This is a genomic window from Micromonospora sp. AMSO31t (assembly GCF_008868175.1).
In the GTDB taxonomy this organism is placed as follows: Bacteria; Actinomycetota; Actinomycetes; order Mycobacteriales; family Micromonosporaceae; genus Micromonospora.
Genome location: NZ_WBKT01000306.1, coordinates 1 through 1,215, shown reverse-complemented (window position 1 = coordinate 1,215; position 1,215 = coordinate 1). Strand labels below are relative to the sequence as shown.

At 79.3% G+C, this 1,215-nt stretch carries 2 protein-coding genes; one reads left to right on the top strand and one right to left on the bottom strand.

From position 1 onward, the window contains the following. Positions 1–546 (top strand): Rv3235 family protein (locus tag F8274_RS30665; protein WP_225854056.1); only part of this gene is annotated, 546 nt, incomplete at its 5' end. 45 nt (positions 547–591) lie between these two features. Here the strand turns inward: F8274_RS30665 and F8274_RS30660 are convergent. After that, positions 592–1,215: Rv3235 family protein (locus F8274_RS30660; protein WP_151465885.1), on the bottom strand; the 624-nt coding region annotated here is incomplete at its 5' end.

The following is a 1,215-nucleotide window of genomic DNA, read 5'->3' as shown; positions in this document are numbered from 1 at the left end:
CGGCCCGCCCCGCCACTCGACCCGCCGTGCATCGATCAGGATCCGGTCTGGGGCGACGCCTGGGCCGATACGTGGGGCAATGCCGACCAGCTCGCGCTCGACCTCTTCGACCCCCGCCGCCGGGATCCCGACCGGCCCGCCGGTCGGGCCCCCGACCGGTCCATCGGGCTGTCCGCCGGCCGGGTCCGGGACAGGGCGGCCGGCAGGGGCGCCGACGTCCGGCCGCTGCCGGCCGGGCCGGGGCGCTCGGACGGCCCGCTGCCTGCGGCGCTGGTCACCGCGACCCCCGAGGCGGCCCGAGCGGCGCACCGCTTCGTCCGCACCTTCCTGGAGATCGTCAACGGTTACCGCCCGCCCGGGCAGCTCCGGCCGCTCTGCCTCCCCGAGGCGGCCGCCCGGGTGACCGCCGAGCTGGCCCGCGCCGCCCGCCGGGTCGGCCCGGCACGCCGCCGGCGATCCCATGATCGACTCCAGCTCGGCGAGGTGGCGGTGTCGGAGGGGCTGGGATGCCGCCACTTCGGCGAGGTGGAGTTGGTCACTGCGTAGGTCGGCTTCGCGCCCGGGCACCGAGCTGATGTCGGTCGGGGTCGGTCAGAGGACGTCGAGGACGGTGCAGAGCCAGGTGCCGCGGCGGTGTTCCAGGCGCAGCGCGATGGCCCAGCTCGCGCCGCCGGTGCCGGCCAGCACGGCGGCGCCCTCGACCGCGCCCGCGCGGGGCTCGCTGACCCGCAGCCGCCGGAGCTGGAGGACCGGTCGGGCGGTGCGGCGGCGTGCCGGGCCGACCCGGCGGGCGGCGCGGGCCAGCTCGGCGGTCACCCGGGCGGCCGCCTCGGGGAGGCAGAGCGGCCGGAGCTGCCCGGGCGGGCGGTAACCGTTGACGATCTCCAGGAAGGTGCGGACGAAGCGGTGCGCCGCTCGGGCCGCCTCGGGGGTCGCGGTGACCAGCGCCGCAGGCAGCGGGCCGTCCGAGCGCCCCGGCCCGGCCGGCAGCGGCCGGACGTCGGCGCCCCTGCCGGCCGCCCTGTCCCGGACCCGGCCGGCGGACAGCCCGATGGACCGGTCGGGGGCCCGACCGGCGGGCCGGTCGGGATCCCGGCGGCGGGGGTCGAAGAGGTCGAGCGCGAGCTGGTCGGCATTGCCCCACGTATCGGCCCAGGCGTCGCCCCAGACCGGATCCTGATCGATGCACGGCGGGTCGAGTGGCGGGGCGGGCCG